This is a genomic window from Amycolatopsis sp. CA-128772 (assembly GCF_002904295.1).
Classification (GTDB): Bacteria; Actinomycetota; Actinomycetes; order Mycobacteriales; family Pseudonocardiaceae; genus Amycolatopsis.
This window is the reverse complement of record NZ_PPHG01000065.1, coordinates 14,221-34,076: the sequence shown is the minus strand read 5'-3', so window position 1 is coordinate 34,076 and position 19,856 is coordinate 14,221. Positions and strand designations below refer to the sequence as shown.

Below are 19,856 nucleotides of genomic sequence, written 5' to 3'. Positions count from 1 at the left end.
CGTCACGCAGCGTGGATCTCACCGCCCTGAGCCGGATCGAGGTGGCGTTTTCCTACAAAGCCCTCACGTCCTAGCGGCTGTCGAGGGATGCGCACAATCACCAGAAGAACGCCTGTGCAACTCGATTCGATCTTGGAACTGTCGTGGCGGTAGCGGCCGGGGTGACCGGCTTCGCCGTGTTCGCCTGTCCCAGGGGTCGGCCTCATCCACGACACGCCGGGCAAGCCGTGAATTGCGGAACCGGTTCCACGGCAAATGTGCCATTCTGTTCGGATGGGGAGAACGGGACCGCTCGGCTTTCTCGGTGCCGACGTGCTGGTGAAGCTGATCGGGGCGCTGTGCCTGCGGCCGCGGGTCGGGGATCGGCCGCGGAAGCTGGATGATCAGTGCCGGTGGGGGGACTACCAGGACGAACGGTCCGAACGGCGGGGGCTGCCCATGGTCTGCCTCGTGCGGCCGGGGGAAAACGGGGATGTGCTCACCGCCATTGCCGAACGGCTGCGGAGTGCCAAACCGCAGGGCAGCATCCGGTATGCGCGGCCCGATCTCGCCGCCCATGAGGGGCGGGATGAGGCCGGGGCCGCCACCGCCGACTCCGTCACCGTCGTGCGGGACGTGCTGCGGGAAGCGCGGAAGGAGCTCGGGGACAGCGCGTCCGCGCACACCAGCCGGCTGCCGTTTCCGCTGTTCGACCTCGTCTACTGGCTCATGCTGCAGGACTACGACGGGCGGGACGATCCCGACGGGGTGCTGCGGCGGGCCATCCGGCGGATCAGCCTCGCCGAACGGTTCAGCTCCTCGGCCGAGGACGCCGTCAAGCAGCTGCCCGAGAACCAGGGCATCTGGAAGGTCTTCTCGCTGCTCGTGCGCGGGCTGACCCTGCTGACCTTCCGGGTCGCCGTCACCGGGCGGGTGCCCGTGCTGTCCGGGCGGTACCGGTGGTTCCTGCGGCAACCGCACCTGGCGCCGGAGATGTCCGGCAGCTTCGTCCGGTTCGCCCGGCGGCTCACCGAGGGGCAGTGGCAGGAGGAGGCCCCCGAATACGTCTGCCGGCTGCTGCTCAACGCCTTCCTCGAAGACCTGCGGCGCGCCTACCGGCTGCGGCCGTGGCGGGTGTGGCGGCGGCGCCGGATGACCTACCCCGTGCTGCTGCTGGACGAGGTGAGCGTCGGCAACGGCGGGTACCGGCTGCTGGAGCTGGTCAACTCCGTCCGCAACCAGGTCGGGCGGTTCGACCCGCTGCTGGTGGTCAGCGCCAGCCCCCTGCCGCCGCCGGACGCGAAGCCGACCACGCACCGGCCGCAGTTCCAGGCCGAGCAGGCGCGAGCCGCCTACGTCGCCTGGCAGAACCAGCTCGAACGCGACCGGCGGGAGCGGCAGCCGACCGCCTGGTACCTGCCGATCGGCGTCCGGCCGCCCGCCGACACCGACGAGCCGAAGGTGCGGCAGATGCTGCAGACCCTCGGCAGCGACTACCGGTTCCGCCGGCAGGTCCGGCCGCCGTGGTGGGCGAGCCGGTGGACGCGGATCGGCGTGCCCGTCGTGGTCGTCGCGCTGGTCGCCGGGTTCGTCGCCTACCGCCACCGCGACAGCTACGCCGAGCACTGCGGTTCCGACAACCTTTGGTTGACCTGGACCGGCAGCGAGTGCGTCGGCACCACGGACGGCGCCCAGGACGTCTTCCAGCCGTCGGACGCGACGATCCGGCAGGTCGAGGCGGTCGTGCTGGACCAGAACCACCGCGCGGAGCAGCTGCACCAGGCCCACCCGGAACGGCCGTACATCACGCTCGTCGTGCTCGAGGCGCTGACGTCGTCCAACAACCTCGCCGAGGGGCTGACCACCGAACGCGAGTCGCTGGAGGGGTTCGCGGTCGCCCAGCTGCGGCAGCTGAACGCGCCGGGCTCGGCCGACCCGGTCGTCCGGCTGCTCATCGCCAACGCCGGGCGCAACATGCGCGAAGGCGTGCGGGTGGCGAACCAGCTGCGGCAGCAGGCCGAGCAGGACAAGAGCATCGTCGGGGTCGTCGGGCTGGACCTGAGCAGCGAGCCGACCCAGCGGACCATCGCCGCGCTGACCAACGCCGGGCTGCCGATGGTCGCCTCGACGCTGTCCGCGGACCCGCTCGCCGACCTGAACCCGATGTACTTCCAGGTGACACCGCAGAACCGGCGGGAGGCCGCGGTGGCGGCCGGGTTCGCCGAGCAGCTGCCCGGGCCGCGCGCGGTCCGCATCTACTACTCCGACGACGACGCCGACGTGTACAGCACCAACCTGCGCGACGACGTCCTGAAGGCTTTCCAGGCGAAGAAGTTCCAGGTCGAAGCCCGGGCGTTCACCCCGGACGGCGGCCTCGGCGGGCCGCCTTCGCACGTGCGTTACGGCGAGACGCTGCTGGGCAACGCGGGCGCGGCGGGCCGGGACACCTGCTCCTACGACGGCCTGGTGTTCTTCGCCGGCCGGGGTGTCCCCGACTTCGGCCAGTTCCTCAGCAGCGCCGCGCAGTGCGGCAGCCGGGCGACCGTGATCGGCGACGACGACGTCACGCGGTTCGTCGCCGACCAGGGCGAACGCCGGCGCAACCGGGCACTGCCCTACTACTACCTGTCGTTCGCCACCTCCCCGGTCACCGAGCCGAGCGGCGCCGCGCTCGACTTCTACACGACGTTGGACGAGACGCTGTTCCCGTTCGAGCGGACGCCGGAGGGCCGCTCGTACGACGGCCACGCCGCGCTGGCCTACGACGCCGCGCAGGTGATGATCGTCGCGGCCGCGTACCTGCGCGAGACGGCGGCCGAGATCCCGGTGACACCCGGCGCGATCTGGCGCGAGATCACCGCGATCCACACCTCGCGCCCGGGTGCCGAGCAGGTCAACAAGTACCTCGAAGGCGTCACCGGGACCATCGACTACGGCGGGGACATCAGCCGGAACGTGCCGCAGAACAAGCCGGTCGCGGTGATGGGCGTGTCCGGCGGCGAAGTCGACAAGTCGGTCCACGGCTTCTGCGGCGCGGCCGACGGTCCGACGTCCGACACCTGGTGCCCGCCCGATCCGTGACAGGTCACGCTAGCCGAACGTCCACTGCTGGTTGCTGCCGCCGTTGCAGGTCCACAGCTCCACCGGTGCGCCGTCGGCGGTCGAGGCGCCGGTCACGTCCAGGCACAGTCCTGATTGGACGCCGGTCACCGTGCCGTTGGCGTTGACCGTCCACTGCTGGTTGGCCTGGCCGTTGCAGGGCCACGTCACCGCCTTGGTGCCCGCGCTCGTGCCCTGGCCCGAGGCGTCCAGGCACAGCGTCGCGCCGCCGAGGGTGGCGGTCAGCCTGCCGTCCGCCGTGCGGGTCCAGGTCTGGCCCGCCTGGCTCGCGCAGCCGGCTATCTGCAGCTGCGTGCCCTGGGTCGAGTTCGGCGCCGACAGGCACTTGCCCGCGCCGACCGCGTGCACCGGGCCGGTGCCCGTGTTGCTGCCGCCGGTGCCGTACCCGGCCGCGACGATGTTCGCCTGCACCGCGCTTTCCGTGGCGTCCGACGGATAGCCGGACGTCATCACGCCTTCGTAGAACGTGCCCGCCGATCCGATGCTGTTGTCGCCACCCGTGCCGAGGATGATGGCGCCTTCCTTGCGCATCGGGTTGTAGCCCGAAACGTTGGGGCGGACGCCGTTGTAGAACGTGGACACGTCGCCGGACTGGGCGTTGCCGCCGCGGATGGCCCAGTGGTTGGGCTCGCCCTTGATGATCGCCGTCAGGTAGCGGTGGCTGATGCTCGGGTCGTTGGCGTTGTAGCGCTGGTTGACCCCGGAGAACAGGCCGTTCTCCAGGTCGGCCATGATCCACGGGCCGTTGCCGGCGCCGTAGCCCCAGACCCTGATGTTGCCGAAGTAGATGGCCTCCATGGTGCCGTTGCCGTTGTCGCGGCTGTTGCGTTCGGCGTTGCCGTAGTCGAAGCAGCAGCCGCCGTTGTAGTGCGTGCCGTCGAAGATCGCGTACATCCCCTCCGGCTGGTCACCGGTCGCGACGCCGTTCGTGTTGTTGTTGCGGTACCCCGTGCCGGGCGCCACGTAGACGCCGTAGGCCTTCTGACCGCCGACGGTGGTCGGGGCGGCCGCCGCGTTGGCGAGGTTGTCGTAACCGCCCGCGGCCGGCCCCTGGAAGCCGCCCGGCGGCGCCTGCGTCAGGCGGTTGTTGCGGCCCGACTGGTCGTAGATGACCGTGATCAGGCAGGTCGTTCCGGCGCAGAAGGAGTCCTGGGCCGCCGCGTTCGCGACGCCACCCGCGCTCAGCACGCCGATGTCCTGCGTCTTGCTGTCCGACGCGCGCCGCACCTGGTAGAGCGCGCCGCTGTAGGCGCCGTACAGCGCCCGGGTCGTCGAATGCGCGGCGACGCAGGGCGTGCCGCCGGCCGCGTAGATGTCGCACGGCCCCTGGGTGGCGGCCTGGGCGCTGGTGACCGGGCCGGTCACCATGCCCGCGGCGAGGGCCAGCGCGGCCCCTGCGGTCGGCAGCCACCGTCTCCGTCGTGGTTTCGAGATCATCGGGGAACTCCCTCCGTCGTCAGCTCCGGGCCCACTTCTGGGCCGCGCCGCCGGTACAGGTCTGCAGCGACACGGGAGCGCTGTTCGCGGTGCCGTTCGGACCGAGGCACAGTCCGGACTGGACGCCGGTGATCGTGCCGTCGGTCGCCGCGTTCCACTGCTGGTTCGAACCGCCCGTGCAGTCCCAGATGATCACCTTCGTGCCCGGCGTGGTGGCGGCGCCCTCGGCGTCGAGGCACTTGCTGCCGTACACCTGCAGCTGCTTGCCGGACGTCAGCGTCCACTGCTGGTTGCCGCCGCCGTTGCAGTCCCACAGGGACACCTGCGTGCCGTTCGTCTGGCTCACGTTCGGGACGTCGAGGCAGCGGCCGGCGCCGGTGTTGCGGAGCACGGACGTCGATCCGCCGCCCGAGCCGGTCACCGCCAGGTTGTCGAACTGGGCCGTCTCGCCCTGGCTCGTGCCGATGCCGACCTGGCCGGCCGGGAACGTCGAGTCGGTGACCGAGCCGACGACCGTGCCGTCCACCGAGGCCGTGATCGTGCTGCCCGAGAAGCCCAGGGACAGCTGGTGCCAGCGGTTGGTGCCCAGCGCCGTCGTCGTGCCGCTGCGCAGCGTGGTGACCTGCTGGCTCGTGTTGTTGCGCTGGATCGACCACGCGCCCGTGTCGCTGACCCGCAGGTAGTACGCGTTCACCGCGGCCTGGTTGCCGGTGTCCTGCGAACCGACGCGGCCGAGCAGCTGGACGTACCCAGCCTTCTCCAGCAGCACGTCCGCGTTCACCGCGTAGTTGCTCCAGGCCACATTGCCCAGCAACGCGTACGGGTCGGTCAGCTTCTTCCACGGGATCGCCTTCTGCGGGGACGCCTGGCGCACGCACGTCCCCGCGCGGCCGGCGCCGCACGCCGCCGTCTCGAACGCGCCTTCCATGTCCATCAGGTACTTGGCTTCCTTGCCCGCCGCGTACCCGTCGAAGTCGTCGCTGTAGGGCAGGTTCAGCGAGCCCTGCGGCGGGCTGACCGCGGTGCCCTTGCCCTGCCCGGTCGTCGTCGTGATGGTGTACAGGTAGCCGGGCTGGGCGGTCAGGGAGTAGGCCCCGCCGGCCGGGGTGATGTCCGACGCGTGCACGAAGAAGTCCGCGGAGTTGCCGGAGTTCAGGTTGGTCGCCCACACGTGCACCTGGCCGGTGGACAGGCCGCCGGTCGTGGTGAAGTTCAGCGTCTGGGCCGAAGTGGCGTCCATGGTTTCGATGACCGTGCTGTAGTCACCGGTGTTCGGTGCCTTCAGCGTGACGTAGCTGCCGTTGGACCGGTTGCCGCCGAGGTAGCCGCTGGACGCGTCGAGGTACTTCCAGCCGGGTGCGGTGAACTGGGTCGTGTGCGCCAGCGCCCACGCGTCCTTGCCGACCGCGTAGTAGCCCGACCACGGCTGGTTGGCCAGCATCAGCCCCACGGTCGGCCACGGGATGTTCGGCGTGGTGGCGGCGATCAGGTCCCAGTTGAGGTACGCGGTCATCTTGCCGTCGAGGTAGACGCGGTTGATGCCGCGGGCCAGCGGCTTGGCGCCGTCGTTGTAGTCCTGGGAGCCGTTTTCGCTGGACCACAGCGTCTTCCCGGTGGCGGTGACGTTCGACGGCACGCTGCAGGAGGTCTGCGCGCTGAGGTAGCCGCAGGTGTAGTGGGCGCTGAGGACGTCGGTCGCGTTGCGGTAGGCCGTGTTCGTCGAGATCGCGCCCGCCGGCCCCCAGTCCCCCGGCCACGAGTCACCGGAGATCACCTTGACGCCCGCGTACCCGTTGGCGTTGAGCGCGTTGCGCATGGTGACGGTCCAGTCGGCGCTCCACTGCTTCTCGTTCTGGACGGTCGTGAGGTAGTCGATGGTGAGCCCGTGCTGTTTCGCGCAGCCCAGCCAGGACAGGTAGTAGTCGACGAGGTCGTTCGAGAAGAACGTGCCGTTGCCGATCCAGCCGGGCGCGCCCCACGGCAGGCCGACCAGCCGGATGCCGGGGTTGCGCGCCTTGGCCTGTTCCATGATCCACCACTCGTACCCGCGGTTGCAGTCCAGGTCGCCGCGGAAGTGGGCGTGGCTGGGCTCGGCGCCGCTGGTGGAGTTCGTGTCCCCGCCCATCTCCACCTTGAGGATCTGCAGGGCGGCGCCGTAGCCGGGTTTGAACAGGTAGTCGAGGATCTGCCCGCGCTGCGGCTCCGGGTAGTCGATCAGCAGGCGGCTGTTGCCGCCGCCGCCGCTCACCGCGCCGACGCCGTCGAAGGTCCGGCCGGCCGAGCCGCCGTTGAGCGTGATCGAGGTGGCGGCCTGGGCCGGTGCGGCCGCGGCCACGACGCCGGCGCCGAGGACGGCCGCAGCGACCGCGACCGCGCGGATCCGCCGGAGCAGGGTTCCGGGCATGGCAGTTCTCTCTCTTCCGACGGAGGGGGTGGGGGTGGTCATCGGTAGCCGGCCGCGACGACGTTCGCCTGCACCGCGGCTTCGGTCGCGTCCGAGGGGTAGCCGGCGACCATGGCTCCTTCGTAGAACGTCCCCGCGCTCAGGTTCGCGCCGCCGCCGGGCTTGCAGCAGTCACCGCCGCTGCCCAGCACGATCGCGCCCTGCTTCTTCATCGGGCTGTAGCCGCCGGGCAGTGCGCCGTCCCACATCGTCGTGAGGCTGCCCGACTGGGCGTTGCTGCCCTTGAGCGCGAACCGCGACGTGCCGTTGTTCTTCAGCATCGCGGTGACGAACTTGCTGGGCAGCGCCCGCTGGTTCGGGTTCCACGACTGGCTGCCGCCCGGGTACAGCCCCCACTCGAGGTCGGCCTGCACCCACGGACCGCCGCCGCTGCAGCCGCCGAACCAGCACTCGGTGCCGAAGTTGATCGCGTCCATCGCGCCGGCCGCGTCGGCCTTGCGCGTCGTTTCGCTGTTGCCGTAGTCGAAGCAGCAGCCGCTGTTGACGTGCGTGCCGCTGGTCACCATGTACATGCCCTCGGGGGCGCTGCCGGTCGGCACGCCGGTGAGGTGGCCGTCGCGCCAGTAGCTGTTGCCGGGGTTGATGTACAGCGAATACGCCTTGGTGCCGCCGACCGTCAGCGATTCCGACGTCGCCTTCGCCGGGCTGCTCTGGTTCGAGCCCGGGACGACGCTGGATCCCTGGTACCACAGGTCGTTCCCGCGGCCGGACTGGTCGTAGACGACCGTGACGACGCAGGTGCTGCCCGCGCAGAAGGCGTCCTGGGCCGCGGCGTCGGCGTTGCCGCCCGCCGCCAGGACCCCGACGTTCCGGGTCGTGTTGTCGGACGAGCGCCGGACCTGGTACAGGTTGCCCGCGTAGGCCCCGTAGAGCGCCCGGACCGTGCTGTGCGCGGCGACGCACGGCGTGCCGCCGGAGGCGTAGATGTCGCACGGCGCCGTGCCCGACGGCGGCGGCGGGGTCGTCCCGCCGGTCCACTGCTGGTTCGCCCCGCCGTGGCAGGTCCAGAGGATGACCGCGGTGCCGTTGGCCGTGCCGGCGCCGTTGACGTCCAGGCACAGTCCCGATTGGACACCGGTGATCGACCCGTCGGCGTTCCGCCGCCACTGCTGGTTCGCCCCGCCGGAGCACGACCAGCTGATCACCGCCGTGCCGGGAGCCGTCCGGTTGCCGTAGGCGTCCACGCACCGGGTGCCGGCCAGCGTCCGCAGCTCACCGGCCGCGGTGAACTCGAACGCCTGCCCGGCCTGCCCGGCGCAGTCCTGGATCTCCAGGGCCGTCCCGGGTGCGTCGGTGTTGCCCCGGACGGTCAGGCACCGCCCCGACGCCGAACTCACCAGCGGCGCCGGGGCGGCCGAAGCCGGTGTCACGCCGGTCAGCGCCGTCACCACCAACGCGGCCAGCAGCACGATCACGCGCACGGATCCTCCTCGATAGACGTCCACAAGAGACTGTTCAGGCCGATTCGCGCAGTACCAGCCGGGTGTCGAGCACCGTGCGCTGCCGCGGGGCGGCGCCGGCGATCATGGCGAGCAGCTCGCCGGTCATCCGCGCGCCCATCTCCTCCACCGGCTGGCGCACGGTGGTGAGCGGCGGGTCCGTCCGGCGGCTGATCGGCAGGTCGTCGAAGCCGATCAGGGCGACGTCCCCCGGCACGTCCCGGCCGGCCCGGCGCAGCGCGCGCAACGCCCCGACGGCCATCATGTCCGAGGCGGCGAAGATGGCGTCGACGTCCGGACGGCGGTCCAGCAGCCGGGCCGTGGCGTGCTCGCCGGAAGCCTGCCCGAAGTCGCCGAACACGACGAGCCCGAGGTCGTGCCGGCCACCGCCCACCATCGCCTGCCGGTAGCCGTTGAGCCGGTCCACGCCCGCGGTCATGTCCTGCGGCCCGGCGATGGTCGCGACCGTCCGGCGGCCCGCCGCGAGCAGGTGCTGGGTGGCCAGCCGCGCCCCGCCCTGGTTGTCGACGTCGACGTACGAGAGCCGGTCCGACTCCGCCTGCCGGACCGGGCGCCCGCCGAACACGACCGGGATGTCGACCCAGTCCAGGTCGAGCGGGCGGCGGCCGTGCATGCCGACGACGAGCGCCCCGTCGACGTGCCCGCCGTCGAGGTAGCGCAGCACCGGCGCCTGGTAGTTCTCCGTCGCGGGCACGGTGAGCAGCACCAGCTGCAAGCCGACCGCGGACAGCTCCCGGTCGGCCCCGGCGGCGATCCGCGGGAAGTAGGGGTCGGTGAACAGCCGCAGGGCCTCTTCGCACACCACCAGCGCGATCGAGCCGGTCTGCGGCGGGGGCGCCGCGCGCGCCGCGCGCTGGCGGGCGTAGCCCAGTTCCAGCATCGCGGACTCGACCTGCCGGCGCCGTTCCGGGCTCACCCGGGGAAACCCGTTGAGCACGCGGGACGCGGTGGCGGTCGACACCCCCGCCGCCCGTGCGACGTCGGCCAGGGTGGGGCGGAAGTCGGAAGACTCGGCGGACACGATGGCACCTCCCAAGACGACTCTGTCCGGTGGCACGTTTCAGGATATCCCTTCACCGCAACGGAAAGGAGTGTCCGCCGGCGGGTTCCGGCGGACACCCCGGTCCGGGTTCAGGCGCGCTGGAGCTGGAACCGCTGGTTGGGGTTGCCGGTGAACGTCCACTGGGAGATCCGGGCGCCGTCGGCGGTCGAGACTCCCCACACGTCCAGGGCCAAGCCGCTTAACCGGTTAACCAAGCTGACCGCGCCGCTGCCCTGGTCGACCACCCGCCACTGCTCGGCGGTCGAATCGGTGTCGGCCTGCTGGCTGATGTCCGCGCCGCTGCCGGCGTTCGCGGCCTGCAGCACCAGTCCGCTGTTGCGGGCCCGGACGCGGTAGTAGCCGTCACCGGAGTCCACGAAGTCGAACTGCTGGCCCAGCCCGCCGTTGGCGGATTCCTGCTCGATGAGCGCCCCGGCCGCAGTGGACGCGCCGGTGATGCCCACGAGCTTGCTGCTGTGCTGGGCCACCAGCTTGTAGTTGACGCCGGTCTGGACCGGCGGGTTCGGCGGCTGGGTGGAGGAGTCGAACTGGGTGATGAACTTCCACACCTCGCCCGAGGTCCAGGTCTGCCAGCCGCTGCAGGTGCAGCCGTCGCGCGGGCCGGGGTCGTGCCCGCCGTCGAAGGCGGCCCAGACCACCGGGTACCCGGCGCGGCAGCCGGAGTAGGTCGTCACGATGTGGGTGTGGCTGCCGGCGGCGGGTTCCGGCGGGTTCTGCGGGGTGCAGCCGTTGTTCCGGACGAACTGGTCGCGCAGCGAGCGCCCGGACGCGATGGGCAGGACGTTGTCGCCGATGCCGTGCATCCCGATGTACGCCACGGGCTGGGTGCCGCCGTTGCACCCGCTGAGGTTCGCGCCGGAGTAGACGGCGACCGCGCGGAACACCGTCGGCCGGGCGCAGGCGAGGGCGTAGCTCATGGCGGCGCCGTAGCTGAAGCCGCCGGCGAAGACCTGCGAGGTGTCGACGCACAGGGCTCCTTCGAGCTGGCGCAGCAGGTCGTCGATGAAGGTGATGTCCTGGCCGCCCGGGTTGGCCCAGCCGTTGCCGTTGCCCTGCGGCGCCACGAAGATGGTGTTGTTGCCGGCGTTGTCGGCCAGCCGGCGGAGGCCGTAGTAGGACCAGTTGTAGCCGTCGGTCCCGCCCGAGTCGACGTCGTTGGCCGTGCCGCCGCGCCAGTGCAGGCCGACGAAGAGCCGGTAGGAGTGGTTGTTGTCGTAGTTGTTCGGCACCCGCAGGATGTAGCTGCGGTTCTGGCCGCCGCTGGAGATCGTGTGGCTGCCGCTCGCCAGCCCGGGTGCCTTCCCGCAGCCCGCGGTGCCCGCGGCCGCCGTCGCCGGGGCCGCCGCCGCGGTGCCGGCGGCCTGCGCGGGAACTTGGCCGGCCAGCGCGAGGAGGGCCCCCGCCGCGAAGGCCGCGAACAGGGCCTTATACCTCACCATCACGTGGCTCCCTCTGCTCTTCGAACATCGTCGTTCTCCAGGGGTTGGGGGTGAATCAGGTGCGGTTCCACTGCTGGTTGGCCCCGTGGTTGCAGGTCCAAAGAATCACCTTGGTGCCGTTGGCGGTCCCGGCGCCGGACGCGTCCAGGCACCGCCCGGCGTTCGCATTGGCCAACCGGGACGTATCCGGCGGCGGGATCGTCCCGCCGGGCCCGAGCGGGCAGCTGGCCTGGTACTTCGAAATGCCGCTCGTGTTCGACAACGTCGGGCAGAGGAACGGCGGGTAGCGCGTGTCGGCGTCGACGAACACCTTGAGCCAGACCATCATCACCCGGGCGAAGGCGCCCGAGTTCCCGCCGCCGCCCCCGGCCGCGAAGCCGTGGCCCTCTCCGGCGATTTCCGGGTAGGCGCGCGGGACGGTGGCCGGGATCGTGGCGTACGCGCTCGCCAGGTACGCCGGGGTGACCGTGGTGTCGGCCTGGCCGCCGAACAGGATCGTGGGGACCGAGGTGCCGCGCAGGATCCCGTCGGGAACGTACGGCGCCATGCCGACGGCGCTCCGCAGCGACGGCCGCCGGGTGGCCGCGACGAGCGCGCCCCCGCCGCCCATCGAGTGGCCGCCGACGGCGAGCCGGGTCCGGTCGACGCGGTCGCGCACCGGGCTGCTCGTCACGAGCCAGTCCAGCGCGGCCAGCAGCTGGTCGGCGCGTGCGTCGGCGTAGTCGCTCAGGCTGTTGGTCTCGATGCCGACCACGACGAAGCCGAAGGAGGCCAGCCGGGGGCCGAGCCACCCGTACCAGCGCCACTCGGTCCCGTAGCCGGGCGCGATGGCGATGGCGCCGAACGTCCCCTGGCTGGTGTCCGTGGGGTAGTAGACGATCCCGCCGCCGAGGCCGTTGCCCTTCGGGATGGTCGTCTGCGCGGTGGCGAACGGGCCGTGGTCGGCGGCGATGCTCGCCGGCGTGGGATCCGGGCCGCGCTGGTACGGGTTGTCGGCGGCGACCGCCGACGACACGGGCGCCAGCCCCAGCACGACCCCGAGCACGGCCAGCGCGCCGCGGAAACGTCGCCACATCTCGATGTCCTTCCTCGTGCGGGGGCCGACTCAGGCGGCCGGGACGGTCCACTTCTGGTTCTGGCCGCCGGTGCAGGTCCCCAGCCGCACCGCGGTGCCGTTGCCGGTCGAGCCGGCCGGGAGTTCGAGGCACAGCCCCGACTGCGTAGCGGTGACGCTGCCGTCGGCGTTGCCACGCCACTTCTGGTTGGCCCCGCCGTGGCAGGCCCAGATGATCACCGCGGTGCCCGGGCTCGTCGCGCCGCCTTCGGCGTCGAGGCAGCGCCGCGCATCACCGGAGTAGACGGTCAGTTCCCCGGCCGTGGTCGCGGTCCACACCTGGTTGGTCCCGCCGTGGCAGTCCCAGACCTGCAGCCGGGTGCCCTGGGTCGTCGACTGACCCGGAACGTCCAGGCACCGCCCGGCGGCCACCGAGCGCACCGGGCCGCCCGTCGGGGTGGGATTCCCGCCGCTGTCGTCGAGGCCGAGGAAGGAGATGGCGTAGGCGAGCATCCCGGCCTGCGGCAGGGTGTGCCCGGTGCCGGCGATCGTGATGCCTTCCACGGTGGCGTGGGTGCCGGTGTCGCCGTAGCGGTTGCGCGTCCAGGACGACTGCGGGTGGTCGGTGAAGGACGGTGTCTGGGTCAGCGAGTGCAGGGCCGTCCACTGCTTGATCTCTTCGCCGTAGTTCGGGTACGCCAGCGTGGTGTCGGTGTTCCCGTGCCAGAGCTGCATCCGCGGGTAGGCGCCGGTGTAACCGGGGTACATCGCGTGCGCCTGGTCCGCCCACTGCTGCGCGGACCTGACGACGTTCCCGCCGGCGCACTGGCTGTTCCAGAGCGAACCGTCCGTCGTCGCGAAGCACCCTGCCGGCACCCCGGAGAACGCCGAAGCGGCGGAGAAGACGTCCGGGTACTCGGCGGCCAGGACGTTCGTCATCATGGCGCCCGAGGAGAAGCCGCTGACCACGATCCGGGCCGGGTCGACCGGGTAGTGCTGGCGGGTCCAGGCGACCATCGCCATGATCCCGGTGGAGTCGCTGCCGCCGTCGCGGGTGAGCCCGGCCCTCGTGGAGACATCGAAGCAGTGGCCGTCGCGGGTGGCTTCCGGCACCACGACGATGAACCCGTACCGGTCGGCCGCCGTCGCGTAGTCGTGCCCGTTGCCGTTGAAGATCGCGCTCGCCGAGCCGCTGCAGTAGTGCACCAGCACGAGCAGGGCGGGCTTGGCGGCGAGCTTGTCGGGCACGTACACGTACATGCCGAGGTTGGTCGGGTTGGTCCCGAAGCCGGTCACCCGGGTCAACGTGGCGGCCGCCGCCGGGCCGGCGGTCAGCAGCGCCGTCAGGGGCAGCACCAGCAGCACCGCGAGGAGGACGCGGACGAGGCGGCTCATCGGCGAGGTGTTAGCGCTCACATTTCACTGCTTTCAGGAGGACGTGGGTACGCGGTGAAATCGTCCGGCTACCGAACCGAACGGACCCAGTCAAGATAGGAGCGACCGGCCACGGTGGTCAATGAGCAATTTTCCCACCGGCACGGACAATCCGGTCCGAAGATTTACGAAAGCCGGGCCTGGACAGGCAAAACACCCGGCGGGACCGGCTGACGGACAACTCGGCCGGAGGTGAAACTTACTCAGCTGCAACGAATCCGGCACTCCGGTCCACAATGGAATCTGCGCAGCACGGAGCCCCGGAGCCGCGCTCCGGGAACCCGCTCACTGGCCGAAGAGCCGCCGCTGGATCTCCCGCCGGTAGTCCTCCAGGGTGTTGTCGAGGTGGGTGGCGGCCGCCCGGGCCGCCGCGTCGGGGTCGCCGTCGCGGATCGCCCGGAAGATCGCGGTGTGCTCTTCGATCGCGCCCGCCGCGTGCCCGCCGATCGAGCCGGACATGCCGATGATGTTCGACTGGCGTTGCAGGCGGCGCGCTTCGCGCACGGCGGCGACGAGGAACTGGTTGTGCGACGCGGCGGCGATCCCGAGGTGGAAGTCGTCGTCGCCGCGGTCGAACAGGATGGACTCGCCGCTCACGTGCCCGTGCCGGCAGGTTTCGGCGGCGGCCTCGATCGCGCGCAGCTCGGCCGGGGTCGCGTTGGCCGCCGCCAGCCGGCTGGCGGCCGTCTCCTGGATCCGGCGGAACTCGAAGAGCATGTAGACGTGGTCCAGATCGGCGGGCAGGAAGAAGGCGCCCCAGAGGGACCCGCCGAGCATGCCCTCGTCGTCGGAGACATACAGCCCACGCCCCTTGTGCGCTCGCACCCGCCCGAGCGCGGAAAGGATCTTGACGGCCTCCCGCACCACGGTCCGGCTGCTTCCCATCCGCGCCGCCAGCTCGTTCTCCGTCGGCATCCGGTCACCGGGCCGCAGGGCCAGCTCGGCGATCAGCTGCAGGATCTGCTCGGCCACCACTTCGTAGCCGGGCCGGTACGGGGCAGGCGGTGCGGCTTGCTCGTCACGGGTCACCGGATGAGTATGACTCAACGGTCACCGGCTGAGCACCCTACCTCGCGGGCCCGCCGGTCGGTCAACCCTTGCTCCGGCACCGTGAAAGTTACATCCGGCGCGCGGCAAGCGGGCCAATGAGCAGGCACGTCCTTGACGCCGTGCGACCCTGCTGTTCTCATGGATCACCGGGCCAGGACCGCGAAAACCCCGGCGCAGCAGTGAAACCGTCGAAAACCGCGGTCGTACAGGCCGATCGAATGAGTCTTACTCATCCTTCACCGGAATCGCCTGCCCTGGCGGGTGCCACGACGAAGTGGAGTTGCTGATGAGGGGCAGGAAACGCGCCGCCGTCCTCGCCGGGGTGCTCGCCGCAACCGTCGCCGCCGGGTGTGCGGGCGGCGGGACCACCACACCGGCCGGCAGCGGCTTCACGCCGGCGCCGCAGACCGACGGCCCGCTGACGGTGTGGGTCGATTCCACCCGGATGGCCGCCGCCCAGCTGTACCAGAAGCAGCACCCCGAGGCGAAGCTCGACATCGTCAGCTACGACGGGGACGCCAACGGCTCGAACTACCTGCAGACCAAGGTCGGCCTGTTCAACCGGACCGGCGACGGCTGGCCGGACGTGGTGTTCAGCTCGCAGAACAACGAGGTGTCCTGGGCCCGGCAGGCCGGCTTCACCGCGCCGCTGGACAAGGACCTGATCCCGAAGTCCACTTTGGACCAGTGGGCGCCGGGCGCCAACGACCCGTGCACGGTGGACGGCACGCTCTACTGCCTGCGCAACGACCTTTCCCAGACCGTCCTCTGGTACAACCAGACGCTGCTGAAGCAATGGGGCTACCAGGTGCCCGCGACGTGGCCGGAGTACGAGGCGCTGGGCCGGAAGGTCGCCGCCGAGCACCCGGGCTACCTGGTGGGCGCGGCGGGCGACACGTTCACGCCGGAGATCTACCTGTGGGCGAGCAAGTGCGGCGCCAACCGGATCACCGGCCCGAAGGCCGTCACGGTGACCGCCACCGAGCCGAACTGCACCCGGATGGCGCAGCTGCTGGACTCGCTGGTCCAGGCGGGCAGCATGTCGGCGGGCAGCGTGTTCAGCTCGGACTTCGACAAGAACTCCGCGGACAAGATCCTGCTGATGCCCGGCCCCTCCTGGTTCGGCGGCGCGCTGTTCCAGGGCACGTTCAAGACGCCGAAGGGGCAGATCGCGGTCGCCCCGATGCCGCAGTGGCCCGGCGACCCGGCGCCGTCGGTGGGCAACGTCGGCGGCGGGACGTGGCTGCTTTCGGCGCACAGCCACCACCTCAAGGCGGCCGCGGACTTCCTGGTCTGGGTGACCACTTCGGACGACTACCAGGGCAAGCTCGCCCCGGGCTACCCGGCGCACCGCGCAGCCGCGAAAACGTGGCTGGCGAACCAGGCGTCGTCCGGCTACTACGCCGGGGACATCGCCGGGCCGCTGCAGGCCGCGGCCGGCCAGGTCTGGTCCGGCTGGGGCTACGGGCAGTTCAGCCAGGAGGCGATCTGGGCGGCCACCGTCACCCCGGGCCTGACCGCGGGCAAGAGCATCGTGTCGCTGCTCCCGGCGTGGCAGACCGCGATCGTGGACCACGCCCGGTCCACCGGGTACCAGGTCACCGGGCCATGAGCGCGCCGGCGGCCCGGCACCGGGCGGGCTACGGCTTCGTCGCCGCCTACGTCGTGCTGCTGATCGCGTTCGGCGTCGTGCCGACGGGCTACGCGATCTCCTTCGCGCTTTCCGACGCGGGCGGGAACTTCACCGGGTTCGCGAACTTCGCGACCGCGGCCCGGGACTTCCGGTTCGGGGCCGCCGTCGCGCACGTCGGGGTGTACCTGCTGTGCTGGCTGACGACGCTGGTGGTGTTCGTGGTCGGGCTGGCCCTGCTGCTGCACCGCCTGGGCACGCGCCCGGCCGGCAAGGTCCTGCGGTTCCTCTACTACCTGCCGGGCGCGCTGGCGGGTGCGGCGAGCGTGCTCGTCTGGCTGTTCATGCTCGACCCCGCGGTCAGCCCGGCCGGGTTCCTGTTGCGGGCCCTGGGTTTCGAAACTTTCGGCCAGGTGGTCGCGCTGGAGCACCTGCCGGTGCTGTTCACCCTGATCGCCTTCTGGACCGGGGCGGGCGGCTGGATCGTCGTCATGTACGGGGCGTTGAACACCATCTCCCCGGACGTCCTCGAGGCGGCCCGGATCGACGGCGCCGGTGCGTGGCAGACCGCGTGGCGAATCCAGATCCCGTTGCTGCGGCGGTGGATCGTGTACATGGTGATCCTGGCCTTCGCCGGGGGCACCCAGCTGTTCGTCGAGCCCCAGCTGCTGACCCAGGCCAGTGTCGGGGTGGCCGGCCGGGACTACTCGCCCAACCAGCTGTCCTACGACTTCGCCTTCCAGAACAACGACGTCGGCACCGCCGCGGCGGTTTCGGTCGAGCTGCTGGTGGTCAGCCTCATCGTCGCGGCCGTGTTCGTCACGAGGTCGAGGTTCTTCGATGCGGACTGACCTCGAGCGGCCGCCCGCGCCGCCCCGCGTGCCCGCCCCGGCGAAGCCGCGGCACCGCCGCCGGCTGCCCAACCCGGTGCCCGGTCTGGTGCTCGCCCTGTTCTTCCTGTTCTTCGTGCTGCCGGTGCTCTGGCTGGTGCTGGCCGCCACGAAGACCGACGACCAGCTCGTGCACGGCCACCCGCTGTCCGCCGGCTCGTGGCGGGCACTGGCCGCCAACTGGGACGCCCTGACCGGGTACCAGGGCAACGCGGTGTTCCGGTGGCTGGGCAACTCGGCGCTGTACTCCTTCGCCGCGCTGGCCATCACGCTGGGCGTGGCGATCCCCGCCGGGTACGCGCTGGCGAAGACCGCGTTCCCCGGCCGGCGCACGCTGCTCGTCACCACCCTGGTCGTCATGCTGATGCCGAACGCGACCCTGGTGGTGCCGCTGTTCCTGGAGCTCAACACCGCGCACCTGATCGGCACCATGTGGTCGATCGTGCTGCCGTACGCGTTCTACCCGTTCGGCGTCTACCTCGCCTACATCTACTTCACCACCGCGGTGCCGGACGAGCTGCTGGACGCCGCACGGCTCGACGGCTGCACGGAGTTCGGCGCGTTCCGCCGGGTCGCGCTGCCGCTGGCGATGCCGGTGATCGCACTGGTCGGCTTCTTCAGCTTCGTGGCCAACTGGACCAACTACTTCCTGCCGTACGTGATGCTGCCGGAGAGCGACCAGTTCCCGGTCCAGGTCGGCCTCGGGACGCTGCTGAACGACGTCCCGCAGTTCAACCCGACGGCCGGCGGCCTCGCCGTCGAACGTCCGGTGCTGGCGCTGGCCACGCTCGTGGCGATCGCCCCCGTGCTCGTCGTTTTCCTCTTCTCCCAACGGTTCCTGGTCACCGGAATGCTCGCCGGAGCCACCAAGAACTGACCCCGCACCCGCGATCGGAGGACGCCCGGGATGGATCCCGTGATCACGGCTTCGGTGCCGCTGCTCGAACCCCCCGGCTGGGCCGTGGCCCAGCGCGGCCTGTTCGACCTGCTCGACCGGGCCTGGCGCGCGTTCGAGACCGACTTCACCGGGCCGGACGGCCGGCTGGCCTACGACGGCCGGCTCTCCACCCGCGACGGCGTGGACGACTTCTACGAAACGTTCTTCAACTGGCCGCAGCTCTACCTGCTCGGCGGCGCCGACGACCTGCTCCCGGCGGCCGAACGGCACTGGGAGGGGGTCACCCGCCAGCTCGCCGAGCTCGGCATGCTGGACCAGGAGTACGAACGCGGCTACGACTGGTTCCACCAGGGCGAGAGCCTGCTGCTGTTCTACTTCCTGTGCCTGGCCGCGCCCGGCCGCTGGACCGAGCGGGCCCGGCGGTTCGCCGACCTCTACGTCGACCCCGCCCACGGCAACTACGACCCGGTGCACCGGATCATCCGGCGCCCGCACAACGGCAGCGACCGGCAGCGGAGCGGCCTGTTCGACGGCCGGTCCTACCCGTGGCTGCCCGAAGAGGCCCGGATGTACGGCTTCCCGCTGGACTGGGTCCTGCCGCCGGGAGCCGGAGAACCCCCGCGCGACGAAGACCCGCGCCTCGGCGAGCAGCTGCGCCGCCGGGCGGGCGTCGGTGACACCGCGGTCAACCTGGCCGCGACCGGGCTCGTGCAGAACGCGCTCATCCTGACCGGCGACCCGCGGTACCGGGACTGGATCGCCGAGTACGTCGGGGCGTGGTGCGCCCGCGCGGGCGCCAACGGCGGGATCGTGCCGGACAACGTCGCCCCGGACGGCACGGTCGGCGGGCTCTTCGAGGGCCGCTGGTACGGCGGGCACTACGGCTGGTCCTGGCCGCACGGCTGGTACAGCGTCGGGCAGGCCGCCACGGTGGCCGCCCTCGCCGCGGCCGCGGCCACCGGCGACGACTCCTTCCTCGACCTGGTCCGCCCGGCGCTGGACGAGGTGATCGCCCAGGGCAAGGTGATGGCGTTCACCGAGGCGGACTCCAGCCTGCAGTCCCGCTGGACCGCCCAGCTCGGCCCGGACACCGGCACGCCGACGCTGCACGTCCCCTACCGGTACGCCGACCGCGGCTGGTTCGACTACAACCCGATGCTGCTGGCCGTGCCGATGGCGCTGTGGCACCACTCCGCCGCGCCCGCCGACCGGCAGCGGATCGAGCGGCTGCGCGCGGCCGCCGGGCACGACTGGCGGACCGTGCGGCCGTTCCGGTCCAAGGAGGAGGCCGGGCACGAGGAGCCGTGGTTCGCCTTCCTCGCCGGCGACGACCCGAGCTACCCCGAACGCATCCTCGCGGCCGCGCAGGCCCAGGTCCGCCACCGCCTGGCCCGGATGGAACGCCACCGCGGCCGGCCCGTCGCCGAGGCCGACATCCACGTGTGGCAGCAGGCCAACCCGGTGGTCACCGAGGCGCTGGTCCAGCTGACCTGGGGCGGCCCGCAGGTGCTCTACAACGGCGGTCTGCAGCAGGCCCGCGTGCGCTACTACGACGCCGAGGCGGCGCGGCCCGGCCTGCCGCCCTCGGTGGCGGCGCTGGTCTCCCGGATCGAGCCCGAGGCCACCGTCGTCGACCTGGTCAACCTCGATCCGCGGACCGACCGCACGGTGATCGTGCAGGCCGGCGCGTTCGGCGAGGACACCATCCGCACGGTGCACCACACCGTCTGCGAAGACCCGTCCTGGCTCGGCGGGCTGTACGACTACGGCCACTCGGAACCCCGGGTGACCTCAGCCGCGGCCCGCGTCGACGGGCCGTGGCTGGCCGTGCGGCTCCCGCGGTCCACCACCGTCCGGCTCACCCTGCAGCTCGACCTGCGCACCCGCCCGCCGTCGTACCGCACGCCCTTCGACGCACCCTAACCCCCGTCCCGGAGA

13 protein-coding genes are annotated in these 19,856 nt (G+C 71.4%); 5 read left to right on the top strand and 8 right to left on the bottom strand.

Going from position 1 to position 19,856, the window contains the following annotated elements; genetic code table 11:
* The first annotated feature begins 273 nt into the window (after window positions 1-273).
* Entirely contained in the window at window positions 274-3,060 is a 2,787-nt protein-coding gene (locus C2L59_RS21985) for a hypothetical protein (protein WP_233223627.1), read from the top strand.
* Window positions 3,061-3,069: 9 nt separating this feature from the next.
* On the opposite strand, the gene C2L59_RS21980 is transcribed toward C2L59_RS21985, so the two are convergent.
* The 8 genes from C2L59_RS21980 to C2L59_RS21945 all read right to left on the bottom strand — a co-directional run bounded on the left by C2L59_RS21980 (window position 3,070) and on the right by C2L59_RS21945 (window position 14,479).
* The gene (locus C2L59_RS21980; protein WP_199199187.1) at window positions 3,070-4,536 is read right to left on the bottom strand and encodes an arabinofuranosidase catalytic domain-containing protein; all 1,467 of its coding nucleotides are present in this window, start codon (window positions 4,534-4,536) and stop codon (window positions 3,070-3,072) included.
* Window positions 4,537-4,555: 19 nt separating this feature from the next.
* Window positions 4,556-6,940, bottom strand: coding sequence for a ricin-type beta-trefoil lectin domain protein (locus tag C2L59_RS21975; protein WP_103351392.1), 2,385 nt, complete (start codon window positions 6,938-6,940; stop codon window positions 4,556-4,558).
* A gap of 38 nt (window positions 6,941-6,978) precedes the next feature.
* On the bottom strand, window positions 6,979-8,421 hold the full coding sequence (locus tag C2L59_RS21970; RefSeq protein WP_103351391.1) for an arabinofuranosidase catalytic domain-containing protein: 1,443 nt from the start codon (window positions 8,419-8,421) through the stop codon (window positions 6,979-6,981).
* Window positions 8,422-8,455: 34 nt separating this feature from the next.
* Window positions 8,456-9,484, bottom strand: a complete 1,029-nt coding sequence (locus tag C2L59_RS21965; RefSeq protein ID WP_103351410.1) for a LacI family DNA-binding transcriptional regulator — start codon at window positions 9,482-9,484, stop codon at window positions 8,456-8,458.
* A 107-nt stretch (window positions 9,485-9,591) separates the two neighbouring features.
* On the bottom strand, window positions 9,592-10,962 hold the full coding sequence (locus tag C2L59_RS21960; RefSeq protein ID WP_199199186.1) for an RICIN domain-containing protein: 1,371 nt from the start codon (window positions 10,960-10,962) through the stop codon (window positions 9,592-9,594).
* 55 nt (window positions 10,963-11,017) lie between these two features.
* Window positions 11,018-12,037, bottom strand: coding sequence for an RICIN domain-containing protein (locus C2L59_RS21955; RefSeq protein ID WP_199199185.1), 1,020 nt, complete (start codon window positions 12,035-12,037; stop codon window positions 11,018-11,020).
* 30 nt (window positions 12,038-12,067) lie between these two features.
* Window positions 12,068-13,411 (bottom strand): PHB depolymerase family esterase, encoded by a 1,344-nt coding sequence (locus C2L59_RS21950; RefSeq protein WP_103351389.1) that lies wholly within the window; start codon window positions 13,409-13,411, stop codon window positions 12,068-12,070.
* A 324-nt stretch (window positions 13,412-13,735) separates the two neighbouring features.
* Complete coding sequence (locus C2L59_RS21945; RefSeq protein WP_233223626.1) at window positions 13,736-14,479, bottom strand: FadR/GntR family transcriptional regulator; 744 nt, start codon at window positions 14,477-14,479, stop codon at window positions 13,736-13,738.
* Window positions 14,480-14,786: 307 nt separating this feature from the next.
* On the opposite strand from C2L59_RS21945, the gene C2L59_RS21940 reads away from it, so the two are divergent.
* Genes C2L59_RS21940 through C2L59_RS21925 form a run of 4 tightly spaced genes read left to right on the top strand, consistent with a single transcriptional unit; the run spans window position 14,787 to window position 19,841 of the window.
* Window positions 14,787-16,112 carry an ABC transporter substrate-binding protein gene (locus C2L59_RS21940; RefSeq protein ID WP_103351409.1) on the top strand — a complete coding sequence of 442 codons (1,326 nt, stop codon included), beginning with the start codon at window positions 14,787-14,789 and terminating at the stop codon, window positions 16,110-16,112.
* On the top strand, window positions 16,109-16,981 hold the full coding sequence (locus C2L59_RS21935; protein ID WP_103351387.1) for a carbohydrate ABC transporter permease: 873 nt from the start codon (window positions 16,109-16,111) through the stop codon (window positions 16,979-16,981). Before C2L59_RS21940 ends, C2L59_RS21935 begins: the two co-directional genes overlap by 4 nt.
* Complete coding sequence (locus tag C2L59_RS21930; RefSeq protein ID WP_103351386.1) at window positions 16,971-17,897, top strand: carbohydrate ABC transporter permease; 927 nt, start codon at window positions 16,971-16,973, stop codon at window positions 17,895-17,897. The genes C2L59_RS21935 and C2L59_RS21930 overlap by 11 nt, the downstream gene beginning before the upstream one ends.
* A 30-nt stretch (window positions 17,898-17,927) precedes the next feature.
* Window positions 17,928-19,841: a hypothetical protein gene (locus C2L59_RS21925; RefSeq protein ID WP_103351385.1), complete on the top strand. Its 1,914-nt coding sequence runs from the start codon at window positions 17,928-17,930 to the stop codon at window positions 19,839-19,841.
* Window positions 19,842-19,856: the final 15 nt, after the last annotated feature.

Excerpts from the sequence above, each read along its gene's own strand:
- C2L59_RS21980 (WP_199199187.1), bottom strand. The coding sequence starts at position 4,536 with ATGATCTCGAAACCACGACGGAGACGGTGGCTGCCGACCGCAGGGGCC.
- C2L59_RS21940 (WP_103351409.1), top strand. The coding sequence starts at position 14,787 with ATGAGGGGCAGGAAACGCGCCGCCGTCCTCGCCGGGGTGCTCGCCGCA.
- C2L59_RS21935 (WP_103351387.1), top strand. The coding sequence starts at position 16,109 with ATGAGCGCGCCGGCGGCCCGGCACCGGGCGGGCTACGGCTTCGTCGCC.
- C2L59_RS21985 (WP_233223627.1), top strand. The coding sequence starts at position 274 with ATGGGGAGAACGGGACCGCTCGGCTTTCTCGGTGCCGACGTGCTGGTG.
- C2L59_RS21955 (WP_199199185.1), bottom strand. The coding sequence starts at position 12,037 with ATGTGGCGACGTTTCCGCGGCGCGCTGGCCGTGCTCGGGGTCGTGCTG.
- C2L59_RS21960 (WP_199199186.1), bottom strand. The coding sequence starts at position 10,962 with ATGGTGAGGTATAAGGCCCTGTTCGCGGCCTTCGCGGCGGGGGCCCTC.
- C2L59_RS21950 (WP_103351389.1), bottom strand. The coding sequence starts at position 13,411 with ATGAGCCGCCTCGTCCGCGTCCTCCTCGCGGTGCTGCTGGTGCTGCCC.
- C2L59_RS21925 (WP_103351385.1), top strand. The coding sequence starts at position 17,928 with ATGGATCCCGTGATCACGGCTTCGGTGCCGCTGCTCGAACCCCCCGGC.
- C2L59_RS21975 (WP_103351392.1), bottom strand. The coding sequence starts at position 6,940 with ATGCCCGGAACCCTGCTCCGGCGGATCCGCGCGGTCGCGGTCGCTGCG.
- C2L59_RS21930 (WP_103351386.1), top strand. The coding sequence starts at position 16,971 with ATGCGGACTGACCTCGAGCGGCCGCCCGCGCCGCCCCGCGTGCCCGCC.